This is a genomic window from Paenibacillus sp. GYB004 (genome assembly GCF_036577605.1).
Taxonomy (GTDB): Bacteria; Bacillota; Bacilli; order Paenibacillales; family NBRC-103111; genus Paenibacillus_AB; species Paenibacillus_AB oceani.
The window spans coordinates 141,129-154,213 of the sequence record NZ_JARBDB010000059.1; the positions used below are offsets into that span (position 1 = coordinate 141,129).

A 13,085-nucleotide genomic window follows, 5' to 3' on the forward strand; every position below is an offset into this window, starting at 1 on the left:
GCCGGCCCGTTTCTTCCAAGTGGAAGAGACAGGCCGGCGGCCCTCACTGGTACGGCGGCTAAAAACCCAGATTACCGCGACGTCCTGCCCCCGGCTAGTCTCACGAGCCGGTAAACGATCCACAGCACGCTGGAGGCGAACATGATATCGAAGCAGACGTTAAACAGGAACAGATGCTTGCTCAGATCGGCTTCCCCATCGCCGATAATCGGGATGAGGAACGAGATCAGGCCGATGAGGCCGACGAGAGCGAACGTTTCCGTATATATTTTGCCCCCGAGCGAGGCCGCCCTTCGGCGCTCCAGCGCGATAACGGCGTAATAGACCAGGCAGAACGGGATCAGAAACCACAGCGTGTTCGGCAGCACGTTTTTTTTCCATTCGCTCCACCAGTCGAACTTGGCCGATACGGCACCTCTCGACATGCCTTCGCCTTTCTCGTACGTGCCGAGGTAATACGGCCGGATCGTCATCCCGTTTTGCGCGGCCACCTCCAGCTTGGCTATCAGCCGGCCGGGATGCTTCAAGTAAAACAGCGCGATTTTCCCATGGCTGATCCGATCGTAAAACTTCTCGTACATCACCGGGTCGCGCTGCGGAATCGACGTCTCCTCAAAAAAGTTCGTCCCGGCCAAAACGGCCAGCTCCTGCGGAATGCCGAGCTCCTCCAGATCCTGCTCGGGCGTAGGCGAATCTTTCAGAACGCCGTAAAACACCGTCTGGTACATATTGATTTCTTTAAGCTGCTTCGGCGCCAGTACGTACATCGCCAGCGAGCCGACGGCCAGAAAAGCGGAGAAGCCGATGACCGTCTTGCACCAAGCCCCGTCGCTGCGCATCCGCAGGAAACGCAGGCCGAGCAGGGCGATCAGTACGCCTACCGGAGCGTTTTGCACCTTCGAGCCGGTCAGCAATATCGCACAGACGAAAAACAAGATCAGCAGCCTTCGCGTGGGGTGTTCGCTTGAAGAGAGGCCGAGCGCCAGCCCGACGGTCAGCAGCAGAAAAACGTACGAGATCGGCTCGCCGAACAGCGAGTTAAAGTAGCCGATATAGCCGACGTCTGCGAATATGAACACGAGTACCAGGCCAAGCGCGATGCGGGCAATGAGCGGCCAGGCGCGGTGATAGCGCAGCATCACCCAGAACGCGGCAAGCAGCAGCACCGAGTACACGACCGCCATCGAGCGCATGTCGAACACGGTTGTACTGAAAATGAGCCGGTTCAGCCAGGTCGCCAGAATGACGAATGGAACCTGAGTCGAAGCGTAACCGCCGATCCCGAGAGGAACAAGTTTGAACTCCCGGATAAAATGGCCGAAATATTTATCCTCGTAGGACAGATTCGGATCTAAATAATCCAATCCGACGGACGTCATAATGCGCAAAAAATCCCCGTTGTCGGCGATGCCCACGATTGGTTTCACGAACAGAACATAAATGAACACGGCGACAGCGGCCGCCATCGTTCCAAGCGATACAGGCGATATGCCGGATGCCCGCCTCATGACGATTCACCTGCCCGCCGCGCAACCGTCCCGGACGGACGAAACGTAAAAAATTTATGTCCCAGGTAGTTCATGATGGTATACAGCCCTGTGCCGAACAAAGCGGACAAGTTTTCCAGCAGCTTGGCCGAGAACCCCGGAAATACGGCCGCCAGCAGCCGGCCGCCGGCGAGCCCGGCCCCGTAGGATAGACCGTAACAGATGAATGTGATTAGGAAAAACTTCCACAGGCTGCTGCGTATGCTCGTATTCGAACGGAAAGTAAACCGTTTATTCAAAAAGTAGCTGACCACCGCTCCGATCGTGTTGCCGAGAAAGGTCGAAGCCCAATAGCCGGCATGGACCACATTCAGAAAAAAGGCGATGGAGGACAGGCCGACAATCGTATTCAGCACGCCTACGAGCAGGAAACGGAGAAACGTGCGATCCACAAGCGCCGTCAGCTTCATGACCGCATCCCCAGCCCGTGCCCGAGATCGGAAGGACGGGGCTCATCCGACGCCGCCAACGGCGAAGTCCGGTTATCCGACTCTGACTCCGACGCGGCGTGCAGGTCTTTATCGACGATGTAGAGCGGCCGGCGCTTGACTTCTTTGTAGATTTTGCCGATATATTCGCCGATCAGCCCGAGACTGATGAGCTGGATGCCGCCGATAAACCAGAGCGACAGCATCAGCGAGGTCCAGCCGGTGACGGTATTGCCGGCCAGCTTTTGGATGACGGAGTACAGCGCGGCGACGACGCTGATCAGGAACAGGATGAAGCCTGCGGCCGTCACGAGACGGATCGGCGTCACGCTGAGCGACGTAATGCCGTCCCAGGCGAAGGCCAGCATCTTCTTCAGCGGATATTTGGATTCCCCGGCGAACCGTTCCTTCCGGTCGAAATAAACCCGCGTCGCGTTGAAGCCGATCATCGGCACGATGCCGCGCAGAAACAGATTAACTTCCTTGAATCGCTCGAGCTGCTCGAGCGCCCGCTTGCTCATCAGCCGGTAGTCGGCATGGTTGTATTCGATGTCGGCGCCCATTTTGCGCATCAGCTTGTAAAACGTCTGAGCGGTGCTGCGCTTGAAGGCGGTGTCGGTTTCGCGGCTTTGCCGGATGCCGTAGACGATGTCGAACCCTTCATGGTACTTGATCATAAACTCGCGGATCACTTCCGGATCGTCCTGCAGGTCCGCATCGATCGAGACGGCGCAGTCGACCCGGCTTCGGGCCCGGTTCAGTCCGGCGAGCAGCGCGTTCTGGTGACCGGCGTTGCGGGCAAGCTTCAGGCCGGATACTCTCGGATTCGAGCTCCGGTACTTTTCGATCAGCTCCCAGGTCCGGTCCCGGCTTCCGTCGTCGACGAACAGCATAAAGCTTCCGTCCGCGATCAGTTTCTCGCGTACCAGCCGCTCCAGCATCCGGGTAAGCTGCGATACGGTCTCGGGCAGTACTTCTTCTTCGTTATAGCAAGGTACGACGATGCCAAGTACGGGTAAATGCCCTTGCTTCTCCATACGTATTTCCTCCAGCCATCCAATTTTTACTATTCTCTCTATGTAGGGGGACGCTCATACCTTCGGGACAAACCACCCCTATTATTGACGCCGAAAGGGGGATGAAAGTTCCAAGGCGACATGTATACATTACAACATTTGGCGTTTTTGCGAAACAGGTTGCCGGTGTGAAACATTCGGAAAAGCTTAGAAACCGGAGGAAGCTATCGCGTACAAATACCGCTCTTCGCAGAAGGAGGGAGGCCGCTTGGAACGAGGGCTTACGGTGAAATACGTGAAAGTAGGATCGGCGAAGGGAGAAACAAAAAAACGGGTTCATTCGCCCTACCGGCTGCAGTCGGTAGGTTGCAGACGGATGGATGGCTGCCAGTTGTCTGTCGCGGATGTGATGAAGCGATTACACAGATGCTGGACGCTGGTCGAGATCGCCTCGTATTTGGCGGTATAGGGAGATAGATAGCAATTTAAATAGTAGGAGGCTGCCGTCGTCACGAGATGCGTCATCTTCGTCCGCATCGACTCGAATTGCTTCATCAGGCAGACGTTCTCTTCGGGAAGTTGCTCGATATGATGACGGAGAAGCTCGGACAGCTCGATCAATTCTTCTTTCAGCCGGTTCTTGATCCAGGAAGAGCTGCAGTCGGGCTGAGTCATGTCGGGATGGATACCTCGATTCGCAGGTAGAGTGTGCTGAAACGGACAACGATCGACGCATTTTTCTAGTCGTTACCAGTTCGGTCCCTAGTGTTTGCGTTCCTTGAATCTTTTATCCGAATGGGCGGCTGCTTGAGCGAATTTCGGGTTCCCAAGCAACTTTCGCCCGATTTCGGCGTATTTACATAAGCTGGAAAACGAATGAAAAGGGGAATGTCTTCCATGTTCGAACGATTTGCCGCCGTCATCCTGGTAGTTGGATTGCTGCTTCTGTTCACGCCCGTGCATGCGGAGCAACAGGCGCCGCCCAAGCTGATGCTGAACGGATATACGATCGAATTCGAGGTTCAGCCGGTGACTGTCGAAGGGATTACGCTCGTTCCGCTTCGCCACCTGTTGGAGGAGCTTGGAGCCACGGTCGAGTGGAATCAAGAGATGAAAGCCTTTAAAGCGACCCGGGGAGATCGCGTCCTCCAGTACAAAATCGGAGATACGGCGGCGTACCGGGATGAGCAACTGATCGTGCTGCCCGTTCCGGGACAAGTAGTCGGGGGCCATACGCTGATGCCGGTTCGCTTCGTAGCGGAATCGCTTGGCGCGGAGGTGGGATGGGAAAGCTACACCCGGACGATTCTCATCAGTTCGCGTTCCAAACGGGCCGGGGTCGTAAGCAAAGCGGCGGATGGCGCTGCTGTAGAGGTCCTGCCGATCGGAGAGCAGCACCCGGCAGCGGAAACGGTCCGGCTCATCGGCGTGAACATTCCGGCGCCTGGCGGAGAAGGCGGCGAGCAGAGCTTGCAGCTCGGCAAGGCGGCCGCCGGCTCCATCCTGGAACAGCTTGAAGGGAAAACGGTCGGTATCGAGATCGATACGAAAAAGCGAGATTCGGAAGACCGCGTCCCCGCCTACCTATATCTCGACGACGGGACGATGGTTAACGCCATGCTGATCGCCGAAGGTTACGCGTTAGCGGAAGCCGTCCCGCCGGACTTGCGCTGGAGGGAGCTGTTCCAATCGCTGCAATCGGACGCCCGGGTGAACGGACGCGGCATCTGGAAGCAAGAGGCGGCTTTACCGGTATCGCCGATGTGAAGCGGCCGTCCGCTTTTTTAGGCTCCGATGAGAGTATAAGTAGGCTTCAACGAAGCTGATCCTTCTGCTCGCGAGAACAGCCTGCCTCTCTTACTCCGAGCACTAGATATGCGGAAAAGGCTTCGAATAGTCGATTAACAGCTTTCCTTAACCCGAATATACTGCTGCTGCTTCCATTCGAATTCTTCCCTCAGCTCGAACGTATTCAGCTCCAGCACGAGGTCCAGCTCCGGGTTTCGGGGCTCGGGGAACCGGCCGCTGTTATCCGCCCAGCAGGCGAACAGCTCCGCTTCTTCGCCGGGTTCCAGATGCCGGTTCCAAATAGGCAAACAGCTCGGTTAAACATTTTTTACTCGTAGCATAAGAGGTCGGAGCGCGTTCCCGAAGCTCCCTGCCGATCCGGTAAGAACCCAAGTTCGGGTCGGCCTGATAGCTGTCGCGGGATCGATCGTATTTTTGAGAATTATGTTGATAGCGACTTGGTTTACTTTTATAATATTTATAGAACTTAGTTCTCTATAAAAGAACATTGCCCGCCGAATCAAGCTGGCCGGCAGAACGGAGATGCTCCTATGAAGCAGCGCATCGGATTTATCGGATCGGGTAATTTTACCGATAAGCATCAGAAGCTGTTAGCCCGTATGGACGGTGTAGAGGTCGTAGGCTTTTGCGGCAAAAGCATGGAACGGGCGGAGCAAGCGGCGCGCAATTGGCCGAACGCCAAGGCTTACCGGACCGCCGAACAGATGATGGAATCGGCGGAACTGGATGCGCTGTATATCTGTGTTCCTCCTATGGCGCACGGGGAGTTGGAACGCAGTGCGGCCGAACGCGGAATTCCTTTTCTGGTCGAAAAACCGCTCGGAATCGACCCTGCTCCGCTCCGACCGGTACGGGATCTCGTCGTCCGCAGCCAGCTCGTAACGTCCGTCGGCTACAACTGGCGTTATCTCGATTCCGTTACCAGAGCGCGCGAGCGGCTGCAGCAAGCGACGACAGGTCTGGCTCTCGGCTACTGGATGGGGACGATGCCGAAGACGCCTTGGTGGAGACGGATGCAAGGCTCGGGCGGCCAGTTCATGGAGCAGAGCACGCATGTGGTCGACCTGGTCCGTTATTTGTGCGGCGAGATTACCGAAGTGTATGCGGTCTACGGGAACGTGCATGTCCATCGTACACTGGAGGATATGGATGTGCCGGATGTCGGAACCGTCACGATGAAGCTTGCGGGCGGCATAGCGGCGACGATCTCCAACACGTGCATGCTCCCCAGGGGACATACGAACGGGCTGGATGTGTACACAAGCGAAGGCGTACTGGAAATCCGCTTCACCGGGCTGAAGGAAATTGGCCGGGACCGTACGACCGAATACCGGAACTTGACGGACCCTTACGTTCAGGAGAACACCGCGTTCCTGCACGCGGTGCGGACCGGAGACCGGTCGCTGATTCGTTCCGATTACGCGGATGCGTTCCGCACGTTCGAAGCGACGGCCGCCGCCAACGTGTCTGCGAGGGAGGGGCGTCCTGTCCGGTTGAACGGATCGGATGGCGATCCGCAGCTTGATTCCTGATTCAGAGGGGCCGGGCCACCCCCTAAGCAGCGGTCCTCATGAAGACTGCCGAGCCCATCGGCAGTCTTTTTTCAACGTCTCGGAGGAAAAGAAAAGGTCCATGGAGCGCGGTGGTTATTCGGCCTTCTGGCTGGATTCAAATGGGGAAAGACCGAGTAAGAGCGGTTTGTAACCTTTATTTTGTCCGAACACTCGCTTGAACAAGAAATAAGAGCGTTGTAACTGCTAATATCCGCAAGAAGGTAGACGACCCCGCCAGCGGGCTGAACATAACCCATACGGGAATGAAGGAAGAGCATAAGGAAGGTACCTCCTTAGACGGCGCAGCGGCGGGCGTTTGAACGGAAGCGAGTTAACTGGAGAGATTGCCGGGTCGTTCGCCCAAAAATGGGCTTTTTCATCAGGAACAAGAGCGGACGTTTCCCCATAAATTGAATCATCACTCGCAAGCGATCCCCAAACGTTTCGCATCAGCAATCGGAATTCAACATAACGGAGGTACTGACACAATGAATGAATTCAAAAACGAGCTTGAGCAGCTAAGCGTTTCCCAGTTTCAGACCGGTCAGGTGACACCCTGGAATCAGCAATACCCGTATCAGCCGGGGCAACCTTATCAAGCGGGACATCCGTATCAGCAGGGGTCATATCCGGCCGATCCGTCCCGGCTGTGCGTCGGGTTCGGCGGGTTTTGCGTCGGGTTTTGCGTCGGCTTTTGCGGTGGTTTCTGCGGGGGCTTTTGCGGCGGTTTCTGCAATAATTGCGGAGGCTTCTGTCATAACTGCGTCGGAAACTGCCATCACCGCTGCCGTTAATTCCACCAAGTCGTCACACCCGCAGGAATTTGCTCCAAACCAGGGGAAAGACCGTTTTATAGCCATTTACAGGCTAAAGCGGTCTTTTTTTTAATGATTACACGCCTGAATAGGAGGTTCTGCGGGCGGGCGGCCGTCTGTGCCTTCAATCTGCTCGCAAGCAAGATGTTATAGCGCGGCGTCCAGAGTCAAGCTGGTTCCCTTCGTGAAATCAGGTAATTTACGGTACTAGGAGGAGGGACTTGTTCAGCGGCCGCCTCTTCCGCTTACCCAAGCCCTGTTTGCATAATTCAACTCATGAGGGACAAAGAGGTCTACATAAGATGACAAAGAACGGGTATTACCGCCTAATCGGATAGCTGGGGGGAATGGAATGAACCAATTGACGCAAGCGGCGCGACTGAAAATAAAGGGAGATACGTTTTATCTCCCTGATCCAGACGGGGGCGTTTATTTCCGCAATAACGTCGGCACCTTCCGTATGGAGGGCGAGATGATGGACCGATGGATCGAGAAGCTATTCCCGATGTTTAACGGAGAGCATACGCTTGGGGAACTGACGGACGGGCTGTCCGCTCCTTACCGGGAACGGGTATATGCGATCGCCGAGACGTTGTATCGCAATGGCTTCGCCCGGGATGTCAGCCAGGACCGGCCCTGTCTGCTGCCGGAGACGATTATGGAGCGATACGGCTCGCAGATTGCCTTTTTGGACAGCTTCGGCCCTTCCGGGGCGTACCGGTTCGAGCGTTACCGCGAGGCCCGGGTATTGACGGTGGGCTCGGGTCCTTTTGTCTTATCGCTCGTGTCCGCCTTGCTCGAGTCCGGGCTTCCCAAGTTTGACGTGGTCCTTACGGATGCGGTCCCGACGAACCGGAGCCGGTTGAACGAGCTGGTGCGGCACGCCTATCAAGCGGATGCGGAGTTGGAGGTGAAGGAGCTCGCTTGGCCGGGCGGCGGGGAAGCCGCTTGGCGGGAGCTGGTGCGGCCGTTCCAAACCGTCATGTACGTGTCTCCGGACGGCGACATCGGGGAAGTGCGAACGCTTCAATCGGTTTGCAGAGAGGAGGGGAAACGGCTGTTCCCGGCGATGTTCCTGCACCAGGCGGGGGTGGCGGGGCCGCTCGTCGCGCCGGGTGCCGAGGTGACCTGGGAGTCGGCCTGGCGCCGCCTGCACCGGACGGAAATTCACAAAGATCCGGAGCTGCACGCGTTCTCGCCTACGGCAGCGGCGATGCTGGCGAACGTGCTCGTGTTCGAGCATTTGAAGACCGTTACGGAAACCGGGGAATCCGGACTGAGAAATGGGGTGTATATGCTCAATCTGGAGACGCTTGAAGGCAGCTGGCATCAAGTGCTGCCGCATCCTTCGGCGGACGCGGGCACGCAATTAGCGCCAGAATGGATTCCGGAGGCGGAGGCGAGGCTGGTAGATGCATCTGCAGGAGGCGGAACGAACGGGCTGCTCCATTATTTCAATCAGCTGACTTCAAAGCAGACGGGGATCTTCCACGCTTGGGAGGAAGCGGATCTGCGCCAGCTCCCGCTCTCGCAATGTCTCGTTCAAGCGGCCGATCCGCTGGGCGATGGACCTGCCGGACTGCTGCCGGAGACGGTATGCAGCGGATTTACTCATGAGGAAGCGCGGCGGGAGGCGGGATTGGCCGGGCTTGAGACGTATGTGTCGAGGCGGACAAACGGCCGTCTGGGCGAGGTCGCCGGCGTCGGAGCGGGGGCGACGGCTGCGGAGGCTGCTGCCCGGGGAATCCAGTCGTGTCTGGACGGACAGCTGGCCAAGCGGCATGCCGGGGCGGCACCTGTTATATCTCCGCTGGAGCTGGGCGCAATGGAGGATGAGCGGTGCCGGTTTTACTTGCAGGCTCTGACGATCATGCGGGGGATACCGATAGTCGGTTTGGGAGAAGAGTTGTTCGGATTACCTGTCGTATGGGTCGGCACAGGCGGCCGCTGGTACGGCAGCGCGGGATTGAATCTGACCCGGGCGTTGCGAAAAGCGCTGCAGGGGGCGCTGATGAACGGGCAAAATGAAGCCGGCAGGGGGGCTGCCCAAACGGTGGAAGCTTCGGCGATTGTGCAGGGCGGAGGAACGTACGGCCCCGTGGCGATCCCGGCAAGCGGGGAAGTCGCGACGCCGGCCGATGTGCGGGACGCTCTGCATGTGCTGCGAAGGAACGGCAAGCAGCTCCATCTGGCGGATCTGGCGGCGGAGCCTTTTCTGAAACAAATGCCGGGAGTTGTGCTGGGCGTTGCGCTGCGGGAGGTGATGCCTTGATGAACCGGGTCGTTGCTGTTGTAGGGAAAGGGTTATTAGCCGATATGGCGGGCAGGGAGCTGGCGGACGTATGCGAGCTTGTACGGCTGCCGGGGTTCGGCGCGGGGGTGCCGGCGGAAACGAGCTTTGCGCTGGTGCTGCACGACGCCTGGTCTCCTTCCGTCCATCGCGAGGCGGAACAGGTTATGCAGGCGGCGGGCATTCCGTGGCTGCGGGGGTTCGTCGCCTTCGGCGAAGGCCGGATCGGGCCGCTCGTCCGGCCGGGAACCGCCGGCTGCTCCGGATGTGCGGACACCCGCATCCTGATGGCGGGACGCGACCGGAAGGAGACGTGGAGGCTGCAGCAGCTTCTCGACAAGTCCGGCGGCATCGCTCGCGATAGTTGGGCTTCGCGAACAGGGCTGCACCAGATGGCGCAACTGATTGCCGCGGAAACCCGGAGCGTGCTGGAGGGGGCATGTTCCCGGATGGGAGAACGGGTGTTCGTTATCAACATGAAGTCGCTGGGCGTCTCCGGCCACGTCATCCTGCCGGACCCGGAATGTCCGGTTTGCGGCAACGTGCCGGACGACACGGCAGAGGGGGCCCGGATCGTACTGCGGCCCAGTCCGAAGACAAGTCCGAACAGCTACCGCAGCCGTTCGCTGGCCGACCTGAGGCAGGTTTTGACGACCGATTATCTGGATTACAGGACCGGCCTTCTGAACAGCAAACGGATGGACTTCCTGTCGCCGTTCGCCGATGCGAGCGTCACCTTGCCGATGTTCGGCCACGATGAGGCGACTGCGGGGCGGACGCATTCGTATGCGGACAGCGAGCTGGCGGCTATTTTGGAAGGCCTGGAGCGCTACTGCGGGATGGCTCCCCGCGGCAAGCGGACCGTGATCCGGGACAGCTACCGCAATTTGGCGGATCAGGCGCTGAATCCTGCCGCCGTCGGATTGTATGGCAAGGAGCAATACGGGCAGCCCGGTTTCCCGTTTACTCCGTTTGATCCGGACCAGCCGATCGATTGGGTTTGGGGGTATTCGTTTTTGCAGGAAAGACCGGTTCGCGTGCCGCAGCAGCTTGCCTATTACAGCTCGAGCTGCGGACAAGGTTTCGTCTACGAGACGTCCAACGGCTGCGCATTGGGCGGAAGCCTCGAAGAAGCTGTTTTTTACGGCATTATGGAGGTGGTGGAGCGCGATTCGTTTCTGCTGACCTGGTATGCGCAGCTGCCGCTTCCGCGCCTGGACCCTAACTCCGTCGGCGACCGGGAGCTCGAGCTGATGATAGGCCGGCTGCAGGCGGTGGCGGGCTTCGAGCTGCATCTGTACAATGCGACGATGGAGAACGGAATACCCGGCATCTGGGCCATCGCGAAAAACCAAAAACCGAAAGGGATTCATATGATTTGTGCGGCGGCGGCCCATCCGGATCCGGTGCGGGCGGTGAAGGGCGCCCTCCATGAGCTGTCCGGGATGATGCTGACGCTGGATGAGAAGATCGAAACGAACCGCTCGGCGTACGAGAACATGCTGCACGATTCGGCGCTCGTGCGGACGATGGATGACCATTCGATGGTCTACAGTTTGCCGGAGGCTGAGAAGCGGCTTCACTTCCTGCTCGGAGGCGACCGGCCGCTGCGCACGTTTGCGGAGGAGTTCAGGCGTCCCCCTGCCCGCGCCGACCTGACCGACGATCTGAAGGACGTGCTTCATACGTTTCGCGAGCTGGGTATGGATGTGATCGTGGTGGACCAGACGGCTCCGGAGCTGAGACGCAACGGACTGCACTGTGTCAAGGTGCTCATACCGGGGATGCTGCCGATGACGTTCGGCCACCATCTGATCCGGGTGGAGGGGCTGGAGAGGGTGCTGAACGTTCCGGCGAAGCTCGGTTATGCGAAGCAGCCGCTCTGCAAAGAGCAGCTCAACGTGCATCCGCATCCGTTCCCGTAGCCGGTCCGAGGAGGGATAGGGATGAGTCTGGAAGCTTATCTGCGCAATCTCCATGCGAGTCCTCGCGAGTCCGGACCGTCCGATTGGCAAGTGGACTGGGAGGATGCCCCGCTCAAATATAAGCTGTACCGGGGCTTGCCGGCTGTGCCGTTATGTGCGGAAGCGCCTCTTGCTCTCGCCGGACGGAGCACGCCCGCCTCTCCCGATCTGACGAGGATCGGGCATATGCTGTGGTATATGTACGGATTGACGCAGTTCAGTCAGGTGTACGTTCCCGAATCGATGAGTCCGGGTTTGAATTCCATGCACCTGCACCGCCGGTTCGTTCCTTCGGGCGGCGGGCTGTATCCGAACGAGCTTTATGTGTATTTGAAAATCGACGGCGCTCCGGAAGGGGTCTATCATTACGATGCCGCCCATCACCGGCTTCTCCTGCTTCGCCAGGGCAACTTTGATCCGTATATGGAACGTGCTTTGGGCAACCGCTGCAAGATGCGCTCCTGCTTTGCCGCAATTTTCATATCGACCGTGTTCTGGAAAAATTATTACAAGTACAATCAATTGGCCTACCGGCTGCAAGGACTGGACACCGGCGCGCTGATCGGGCAAACGCTCGAGGTGGCGGACCGGTTCGGCTTCGCATGCGGGCTGTGCTATCAGTTTCTGGACCGGGCGGTTCATCGTCTGCTCGGGTTAGCGGGCGAGGAAGAGAGCGTGTATGCGATCATTCCGCTCTCCACGGAGCCGGCCGACGACTGGTTTCTGGACGGAGGACGGGACGAAAGCGATGTCCGGGCGGCGGAGCTGAGCCGGGAGCTGGACCCCATCCGCCCTGTTGTTCTAGAGCGATCGCGTAATAAAAAGCCTTATCCGATGCTGGTCCGCATGAACGAAGCGTCCATGCTGGAGCGTTCGGGCGTTTTCCGGCAGGTTGCGCCGGAGCCGCAGGCGGACAGCGCACTGCGGGCGGTTTATTTGCCCCGTACCGGCGTTCCGGTAGGCGATCTGGCCGACAAGTGCCGCCGCCGGCAGTCGCCGGAAGCCGGCTTCGTGATGAGCCGCCCGCCGGGGGCACGGGTTGGCGGGATGCTGCAGGAAGCCGCCGCCCGCAGGTTCCGCAGCGATCTGGATGCAGCTCCCGGCGTTCCCGCTTCGCGCGTTCAGCTGTACGGCTGTTTCACCCATGTCGAGGGCGTGCCGGACGGAGCTTACCGCTACGATCCGGACGTACACGCGCTGCGGCGGCTTAACCCCGGAGATCACCGGGCTGATCTGCAGCGGGGTATGTATCTGGACAACGTCAATTTATTTCAAGTGCCGATCTGTCTGCACGTGGCGGGTCCGCAACATTTCTACAAGGCTGAGTTAGGCTACCGCGGCTACCGGATTCAGCAGATGGAGGCGGGTTTGCTCATACAGCGGCTGCTGCTGGCGGCGTCTTCGCTCGGCATGGGCGGGCGCCCGCTGCTCGGATTCGACAGCGCTACCTGCGATGCCCTCTACCGGTTCGATCCGCAAGGAAAGACGTGCCTCATTCAGCTCCCTGTCGGATCCTATCGCCCCAGCGCCCGTCTGGAGGGAGGGCTGCGCACTTGAGCGGGCGGGCGATCGTACCCCTGTCTTCCGTCGCCGAAAAGCAAAGCAAGCTGACGCCGCACGAGCGCCAGCTTGCCGCTTTGGGCACCCTCGAGTGCTGATCGAG

Annotated in this window: 11 protein-coding genes; 5 read left to right on the forward strand and 6 right to left on the reverse strand. The window is 58.8% G+C overall.

The features are described 5' to 3' along the window. Positions 1–71 precede the first annotated feature (71 nt). From wsfD to PV433_RS25800, 4 genes are all read right to left on the reverse strand, one after another. Positions 72–1,508 (reverse strand): glycan biosynthesis hexose transferase WsfD, encoded by a 1,437-nt coding sequence (gene wsfD, locus PV433_RS25785; protein ID WP_332074902.1) that lies wholly within the window; start codon positions 1,506–1,508, stop codon positions 72–74. Continuing rightward, positions 1,505–1,957: a GtrA family protein gene (locus PV433_RS25790; protein WP_332074903.1), complete on the reverse strand. Its 453-nt coding sequence runs from the start codon at positions 1,955–1,957 to the stop codon at positions 1,505–1,507. Before PV433_RS25790 ends, wsfD begins: the two co-directional genes overlap by 4 nt. Beyond that, a complete protein-coding gene (locus PV433_RS25795; RefSeq protein WP_332074904.1) occupies positions 1,954–3,012 on the reverse strand; it encodes a glycosyltransferase family 2 protein in 1,059 nt (352 codons plus the stop codon). The genes PV433_RS25790 and PV433_RS25795 overlap by 4 nt, the downstream gene beginning before the upstream one ends. 324 nt (positions 3,013–3,336) lie before the next feature. Beyond that, a complete protein-coding gene (locus PV433_RS25800; protein ID WP_332074905.1) occupies positions 3,337–3,666 on the reverse strand; it encodes a diadenylate cyclase domain-containing protein in 330 nt (109 codons plus the stop codon). A 222-nt stretch (positions 3,667–3,888) separates the two neighbouring features. Between PV433_RS25800 and PV433_RS25805 the strand changes: the two genes are divergently transcribed. Further along, complete coding sequence (locus tag PV433_RS25805) at positions 3,889–4,758, forward strand: stalk domain-containing protein (RefSeq protein WP_332074906.1); 870 nt, start codon at positions 3,889–3,891, stop codon at positions 4,756–4,758. A 134-nt stretch (positions 4,759–4,892) separates the two neighbouring features. On the opposite strand, the gene PV433_RS25810 is transcribed toward PV433_RS25805, so the two are convergent. Further along, positions 4,893–5,087, reverse strand: a complete 195-nt coding sequence (locus PV433_RS25810; protein WP_332074907.1) for a hypothetical protein — start codon at positions 5,085–5,087, stop codon at positions 4,893–4,895. 243 nt (positions 5,088–5,330) lie between these two features. Between PV433_RS25810 and PV433_RS25815 the strand changes: the two genes are divergently transcribed. After that, on the forward strand, positions 5,331–6,332 hold the full coding sequence (locus PV433_RS25815) for a Gfo/Idh/MocA family protein (protein ID WP_332074908.1): 1,002 nt from the start codon (positions 5,331–5,333) through the stop codon (positions 6,330–6,332). A 644-nt stretch (positions 6,333–6,976) separates the two neighbouring features. Here PV433_RS25815 and PV433_RS25820 read toward each other — a convergent pair. After that, on the reverse strand, positions 6,977–7,156 hold the full coding sequence (locus PV433_RS25820) for a hypothetical protein (protein WP_332074909.1): 180 nt from the start codon (positions 7,154–7,156) through the stop codon (positions 6,977–6,979). 364 nt (positions 7,157–7,520) lie between these two features. On the opposite strand from PV433_RS25820, the gene PV433_RS25825 reads away from it, so the two are divergent. From PV433_RS25825 to PV433_RS25835, 3 genes are read left to right on the forward strand one after another with little or no spacing between them, the layout of a single operon-like run. Then, positions 7,521–9,440: a putative thiazole-containing bacteriocin maturation protein gene (locus PV433_RS25825; RefSeq protein ID WP_332074910.1), complete on the forward strand. Its 1,920-nt coding sequence runs from the start codon at positions 7,521–7,523 to the stop codon at positions 9,438–9,440. Continuing rightward, positions 9,440–11,383, forward strand: a complete 1,944-nt coding sequence (locus PV433_RS25830) for a TOMM precursor leader peptide-binding protein (protein ID WP_332074911.1) — start codon at positions 9,440–9,442, stop codon at positions 11,381–11,383. Before PV433_RS25825 ends, PV433_RS25830 begins: the two co-directional genes overlap by 1 nt. A 21-nt stretch (positions 11,384–11,404) precedes the next feature. Beyond that, the gene (locus PV433_RS25835) at positions 11,405–12,979 is read left to right on the forward strand and encodes a SagB family peptide dehydrogenase (RefSeq protein WP_332074912.1); all 1,575 of its coding nucleotides are present in this window, start codon (positions 11,405–11,407) and stop codon (positions 12,977–12,979) included. The last annotated feature ends 106 nt before the right edge of the window (positions 12,980–13,085 follow it).